The following is a 5,605-nucleotide window of genomic DNA, read 5'->3' as shown; positions in this document are numbered from 1 at the left end:
TTAGATAGAGCTTGTTGCAAACAAAGGCTCTTTTTGTTTTACCATAAATTGCCACATTCTTTAATCTATAAGCTTTTCAGGGTATTTTGTCTCCCCGCAAGGTCCAAACCCTACGCCTAACCTTTGCCGGACATCAGGAAGTTAAACAGTACGTGAGGAGATAAATATGGAACGTTCAATACTGATTCATTTCGACAATGCTACAGGTGAAGTTCGCGTAGAGGCTGAGGGATTCGAGGGTTTGAGTTGTTTATCGGCTACACAACCATTTGAGGAGGCACTTGGAGTTGTCAGCGAGAGCGATCGCACCCTGCGTTTTATGGGTGGACGAAATAGAAAAAGCCCTTTCGGGTACTGGTGACACTAGCGGAGTCTCACAGAGGATTCTGGGCAATATTCTCACGTTTATGTCGGAATCAACCAGTGGCGTGTTTGTCGTGGCAACTTGTAATGACCCATCTGTGTTACCAAGTGAACTAAAACGGAAAGGCCGTTTCGATGAAAATTTCTTTGTTGACTTGCCCACAGAGCCAGAGCGTGTACAGATTCTGGGGATTCATCTACAACGCTTTGGCATTCACCTGGAATCGGAGTACCTCGAAGCGATCGCAGCTTCGACCGCGAAATTTTCAGGGGCAGAACTAGAAACCCTTGCTTCGGAAGCCGCACTGCTGGCATTCGATGAGGGTAGACCGCAACAGGTAACACTTGCTGACCTTGAAACCTGCCGTCAAACCATTACCCCGCTTGCGATTCAGGACGCTGCGGCAGTCGAGCGTATGCAATCCTGGGCATCTACCGCACGACGGGCTAGTAGTCCTGTGGTTGCAGCGAAAACTCAGTCTTTGCGTGCTGCTAAGTTTCGGAATCTGAACTGATGAGAAAGCGATTGTCTCCTGATCTATGGGGCGATCGCTCTTTTAGGTTCGTAGCGATCGCGTTCAGTATATCTATCTCAGATGGGGCAATACCCGTCAAGTCGTGAGTTGACAGGGTAAAAATATGGAAATCTATTTAGTCTTTGTTGATGCTATCCAGAACAGCAATAAATTCTGGGCGGCCATTGTCGAAGATGGTAACTTAACAGTGCAGTGGGGCAGAGTCGGTTATCAAGCGCAGACTAAAGTTCACACATTAGGCAATCATCAAAGAGCCGTTAGCAAATTCAACAATCTGGTAACAGAAAAGAAATCCAAAGGCTACAGCGAAAGTCAGCCAGAGATTGATGCTAACCGCAGTGTTGCAGACATTAGACGAGCTATTCAATTGTTGAATATAATCCGTCCGGCTGTTGTAAACAGGAATTTTGGTGATAGCTACATATCTGCTCTTAATGAGTATCTGAAAATTGTCCCAACACCTTTGGGGATGCAGATAAATTATCACAGAGTTTACCGCACAGTAGCAGATATTGACTATCAGCAAGAATTACTCAATTCTCTGTTAACGACATCTGCACTACAAGTTGCTGCGGTGGCTGTTGGTCATGCTCCTGAAGCAACAGTAGAAACTAAGGTTGTCAGCCTCAAGACTATCAGTAAGAACTTCTGGCGACATTTGTAAATTAGCTTGTCGGAAAGTATTGCAGCCGATTTACTACAGCAATGCGGATTGATTAAGTGTATCCCCCAGCCCATACCGCCGCACTGGGGGATATTTCTAACTGACTTTCAGCTTAATCGTTTGTTTGTCCTCTGGGTTTTTTCGTATGACATCGCTTAACCATTAGAATATCTTTTCTGAATGGGGAAATTTTATGTAAATTTAACCACATCATCCTGACGAAAGTTTACAATATAATTACTGAAACTAATCTAGCTACAACCAACAAGCTTTGGTTTGACCCATGACTGATAATAAACAAGTTGTCTCTCAACTCACTCAACAAAGACCAAGACGTGTTTCGGTTGTAGCTCCAAGTCAACTCACTATCCACCACCGTCACAGACAATCCTTTCAGGTACTACCCACTTTAAGCAATTACATTTTCAAAGTTATCGCTAAATTATCCATCGTCAGCACTATATTGTTTGGCATCAGTGCATTGGGCTACTGGGGATTAGAAATTGTTGAAGCTAACACAATCCCGATAATAGAAGAGAGATACGATTGGCAAACCCAAAAACATATTTGTTTCGGTTGGATGTTAGTTGCTTTTTCTAGCTTCCTTGGAAGTGCTTCTTTTGGTGATGAGTCCCACTAATCAGTTCCAAGAGAGTTAAGCAGCCTTAAAAATTAATGCGACGATAGATTTCAGTAAGGGGAATTTCCACGTTGTTTAAACTGTGCAGAACAATCGTCCGCTCAAGGTGAGAGTGAACTTGCCATAGCCAGCGATCGTTACTGTTCCGATCCCGCGTTATGATACTGTTCAATGTAGGGTTCAGTTTGGCTCACAAGCAGATATTCACAAAAGCGATAATTATTAGAGTCAGCCAGTAGTGTTTGTGCAAAAAAAATTAATTCCCTTCCCAAATACCTGCTTATTAAATCTGGGTTTGTCCTTTGTGTGTTGCTATAGTTTTCCTCTTTTTAGCACGATGATGCCCTTAGCTACTATGAACTTTACGCCGTAGTAAACTGATCATAATCATACAAGATATACAAGCTAAAAAAGTTGATGGCTCAGGAACAGTTTTTATTTTTTGTGTCTCTAAGAAATTGGACATATCTTCACCAATAATCTGATGTACACGACGAGTGGGATGAATCTCGTCAAAGTAATAATAATTATCAGGGGTTGAACAACCAGGCTCTAACCCCTCAGTAGTGTATAAAAGTTTGCAGGCATCATTTATATTGGTAAAACCAAATGTCGCTGGGGTAGAGCGAATTTTGTTGCTAATTGCAACATGGTCATACAGCGCAACTTCGACACCTAATTGCTTATTCAGGGTATCGAGCTGACCCGGAAGACTTTTATTGATAACATCTCTAAACTTAGCTGCCTCTTGTGAGTATTGCTCAAAAAGCGGTAATGCAGCTAAATCTGTAGAATTTACGACAAAAAACTGTTTTGCTCCTAGCGCTGCAAGTTGTGATATCCCAGAAGCAATATTATCAACAGCAACATCAGCTAGTACATCAACCGAACCAGCCTGATTATAAAAAAACCTTTCTAATAAGTCATTTGAAGATATAAAAATGAAGTGTAACGCTTTAGAATCTGCCACGCGATTAACTTCTGTTTTATATTGTTCGATTTGACCGAATAAACCTGTATTTTGGTATTGATCAAGCCAAGTACTTAAATTGCCATTGCCGCTTTTTGCACCACCTATAGCATAATCTGTTAACTGTAAATTTTCTTGTTTTGCTAATACCTCAACTGATGTTAAGCCGGGATTATTTGTCCATCGACCGTCAGAGTCATACACATCCAATCGTGGGAATATAAATGCTCCAGGCACCCCAGAGTTAACTGCTGCTGTTGTAATCCGAAGTGCTGCCCCATTATCTGAATAGCTATCACCAAAAGCATAAATACGAGAAATAGAGTTGAAAGAAGCAGCATAAGCATTATTAACACTTATACACAAAAAAGCTGCACTACTGACTGCGGCAGTCGTAAATGTTTTTAAAGAAATATTTCTCAGCATAGATTAATCAGTTGCATCAAGTTGATTTACAGATTGATTATGTGTTGCGATTGCCCTTAACCACCATTATTATTTCCTTGAAAGAGAATTAATTGCTTCGAGCGCTAATCAAAGCTAAAGACTGAGTATTAATTGTTAATTACGGATAGTTACACGTTGTCCTGTAAACGTAAATCTAAAGGGTTCGCCTTTACCTACTGGCACATTAAAAAAATATGGTTCTTCAATGCTTATTACAAGTATTGTTAATAATTTGACATACTTCAAATTAGCTGATCTGCTACCCCTCCGGTTCAACCAACACCCCATCCACAACCACAACACCCCACTGCATAATATTTCGCTAGCAATTTCTTGATCATGATCACCAGCGCCGGATCATCATTCCAGCACTTTTCCAAGAACTCAAACCCCGGATTTTCCCCCGAATTTGCCACAACATTGAGTTTCTGCATACGCTCCGACCGCATATTTGGGGAGATCCAATAAATAAATCAGCCCAGCCGTATCAATAATATTTTTGGCAAAACCGAGAGATTTAGGCGCTTTCGCCCTCAAGGCGAAAGCGACGGCTGGGCTGATTTATTCTTGGCAAGTGCCTTGACAAAAGCAACAATCGCCTCATGTGACCATTTTTCAGCATTTAGCACAGGTGCAGTGGAAACTTCACCCTCTTGATCAGCTTTCACTTCAACACCAGAAACGAGCCTTACAACAACAGTGGAATCCTATTGCATGGAGTGATGAATACATTGAACTACCCTGAGTTAGAGTCACCGGGGCAAAGGAGATGGAATGACACAGCTTCAAGTGGGGGTATGATGTACGTATCATCTCGTTGCTGAGTTTCCACGTCCATTGCTTTGAGTCCCAATTCAATGGCATTTGAACGACAATTATGAGTAACCCTCTTTCCCATCCAGAAGATCCAGGCTTCCATTCATCTATTCAGGAGAATCTAAAACAGCTTTCTGCTCAGTTGGGATCTCCTTTGTCCGAATTATCAGTCATGGAAATATACCAGAATGCGTGCGATCTACTGAGCCACGTTTCTCCATCACCTCTTACTCTTGCTGGCGTTGCCGGAACATTACTGGTCTACCGAGTCACGGACACAGAACCGGAAGAATTTGAGTGGTTCAGCACCCAAGTGAAACAATGTCTGGATGAAGAAGAAGTTGAGGAGTTAATTGAATCCATACATCGCACAGATGCTTTGTAATCGCTGAATAAGCAGGAGCCTCGCGCACATCAGAGACTGTTACATCATTGAGAGTAATTCCACTGCCTCACCTTGGGGCGTGTACACAGTTTCGCCAGACAGCGCAATCACAATCCTTTGCCGCCTCGCCCACTCAAAGTGAGCGAACACCTACGGTGGGCGAAACAGCGCCATCACAGTACACTTGGCCTGTTGTGCCCCCGGCTTCCTCCCTTCCTTGCAAGCTGCCACAAACACGGCTTCCGTTGACTTGACTCCCTTCCAAGTGCATAACGCTTCTTTGAGATAGGCGATAGCCGAAGGCTTAAGCTTCGCTTATCGCACAGTTTTAGGATGAGCCAGTGGCAAAGATAACCTTATTTCTTTAGTTCGGTTCCACTCTCAAATAAAATTGTGTAGCCACAAACTTAGTATCTCTCTTAGTTGGATCTACGTTTTTTACTACCTCAATTTTACCTACAGCAATCAAACCTTGCTCGAAAATTTCGCTTGTTGCTGCGTCAAGTTGTTTTTTTGTTGCACTCGTTTGACTCAAATCGATTGACGAAACTTGAGAAATTTTCGGCTTATTTAGAATCAGATTATCTGTGGAGAAGCAAGGAGTTGTGATGCAACGAATGCCATTGTCTTTTAGTGCCACAAAAGTACCTTTTGCTGGGACATTTGTTGCGGCATAGAAAGCTTCTTTGACTCTCAAATTCCCAAACTCACCGAATGAGGGAAATGTCACTGGAACGATGTTACCTCTGAGAATCACACGGCTACCATTATCATTTTGAATTTT

Annotated in this window: 8 protein-coding genes and 1 pseudogene; 5 read left to right on the top strand and 4 right to left on the bottom strand. The window is 42.4% G+C overall.

Annotated elements, in window-relative coordinates:
* Window positions 1-166: 166 nt before the first annotated feature.
* The 4 genes and pseudogenes from H6G26_RS37795 (at window position 167) to H6G26_RS37780 (ending at window position 2,203) form a co-directional block, all read left to right on the top strand.
* Window positions 167-361 (top strand): DUF2997 domain-containing protein, encoded by a 195-nt coding sequence (locus tag H6G26_RS37795; protein ID WP_190736780.1) that lies wholly within the window; start codon window positions 167-169, stop codon window positions 359-361.
* Window positions 267-878, top strand: a pseudogene (locus H6G26_RS37790) (AAA family ATPase); the annotation flags it as partial. The gene H6G26_RS37795 and the pseudogene H6G26_RS37790, both read left to right, overlap by 95 nt.
* A gap of 124 nt (window positions 879-1,002) precedes the next feature.
* Window positions 1,003-1,563: a WGR domain-containing protein gene (locus tag H6G26_RS37785; protein WP_190736778.1), complete on the top strand. Its 561-nt coding sequence runs from the start codon at window positions 1,003-1,005 to the stop codon at window positions 1,561-1,563.
* Between the two features lie 283 nt (window positions 1,564-1,846).
* Window positions 1,847-2,203, top strand: coding sequence for a hypothetical protein (locus H6G26_RS37780; RefSeq protein WP_190736776.1), 357 nt, complete (start codon window positions 1,847-1,849; stop codon window positions 2,201-2,203).
* Window positions 2,204-2,549: 346 nt separating this feature from the next.
* Here the strand turns inward: H6G26_RS37780 and H6G26_RS37775 are convergent, their stop codons facing one another.
* The 3 genes from H6G26_RS37775 to H6G26_RS44075 form a co-directional block, all read right to left on the bottom strand.
* Window positions 2,550-3,599, bottom strand: coding sequence for an SGNH/GDSL hydrolase family protein (locus tag H6G26_RS37775; RefSeq protein ID WP_190736774.1), 1,050 nt, complete (start codon window positions 3,597-3,599; stop codon window positions 2,550-2,552).
* Between the two features lie 293 nt (window positions 3,600-3,892).
* The gene (locus tag H6G26_RS37770) at window positions 3,893-4,069 is read right to left on the bottom strand and encodes a hypothetical protein (RefSeq protein ID WP_242054256.1); all 177 of its coding nucleotides are present in this window, start codon (window positions 4,067-4,069) and stop codon (window positions 3,893-3,895) included.
* Window positions 4,070-4,153: 84 nt separating this feature from the next.
* The gene (locus tag H6G26_RS44075; protein ID WP_277883960.1) at window positions 4,154-4,288 is read right to left on the bottom strand and encodes a hypothetical protein; all 135 of its coding nucleotides are present in this window, start codon (window positions 4,286-4,288) and stop codon (window positions 4,154-4,156) included.
* A gap of 209 nt (window positions 4,289-4,497) precedes the next feature.
* Between H6G26_RS44075 and H6G26_RS37765 the strand changes: the two genes are divergently transcribed.
* Window positions 4,498-4,821, top strand: coding sequence for a hypothetical protein (locus H6G26_RS37765; RefSeq protein ID WP_190736773.1), 324 nt, complete (start codon window positions 4,498-4,500; stop codon window positions 4,819-4,821).
* A gap of 364 nt (window positions 4,822-5,185) precedes the next feature.
* Here H6G26_RS37765 and H6G26_RS37760 read toward each other — a convergent pair.
* A partial coding sequence (locus H6G26_RS37760; RefSeq protein WP_347242583.1) for a DUF6748 domain-containing protein occupies window positions 5,186-5,605 on the bottom strand: 420 nt, incomplete at its 5' end.

The sequence above is a fragment of the Nostoc sp. FACHB-888 genome (genome assembly GCF_014696655.1).
Taxonomy (GTDB): domain Bacteria; phylum Cyanobacteriota; class Cyanobacteriia; order Cyanobacteriales; family Nostocaceae; genus Nostoc.
The sequence above is the reverse complement of the archived record's forward strand: the minus strand, read 5'-3'. Positions and strand labels throughout refer to the sequence as shown.

What these genes read in the sequence shown, in the direction of transcription:
- H6G26_RS37785 (WP_190736778.1), top strand. Translation starts at nt 1,003, where the DNA reads ATGGAAATCTATTTAGTCTTTGTTGATGCTATCCAGAACAGCAATAAA.
- H6G26_RS37770 (WP_242054256.1), bottom strand. Translation starts at nt 4,069, where the DNA reads ATGCGGTCGGAGCGTATGCAGAAACTCAATGTTGTGGCAAATTCGGGG.
- H6G26_RS37775 (WP_190736774.1), bottom strand. Translation starts at nt 3,599, where the DNA reads ATGCTGAGAAATATTTCTTTAAAAACATTTACGACTGCCGCAGTCAGT.
- H6G26_RS37780 (WP_190736776.1), top strand. Translation starts at nt 1,847, where the DNA reads ATGACTGATAATAAACAAGTTGTCTCTCAACTCACTCAACAAAGACCA.
- H6G26_RS37765 (WP_190736773.1), top strand. Translation starts at nt 4,498, where the DNA reads ATGAGTAACCCTCTTTCCCATCCAGAAGATCCAGGCTTCCATTCATCT.
- H6G26_RS37795 (WP_190736780.1), top strand. Translation starts at nt 167, where the DNA reads ATGGAACGTTCAATACTGATTCATTTCGACAATGCTACAGGTGAAGTT.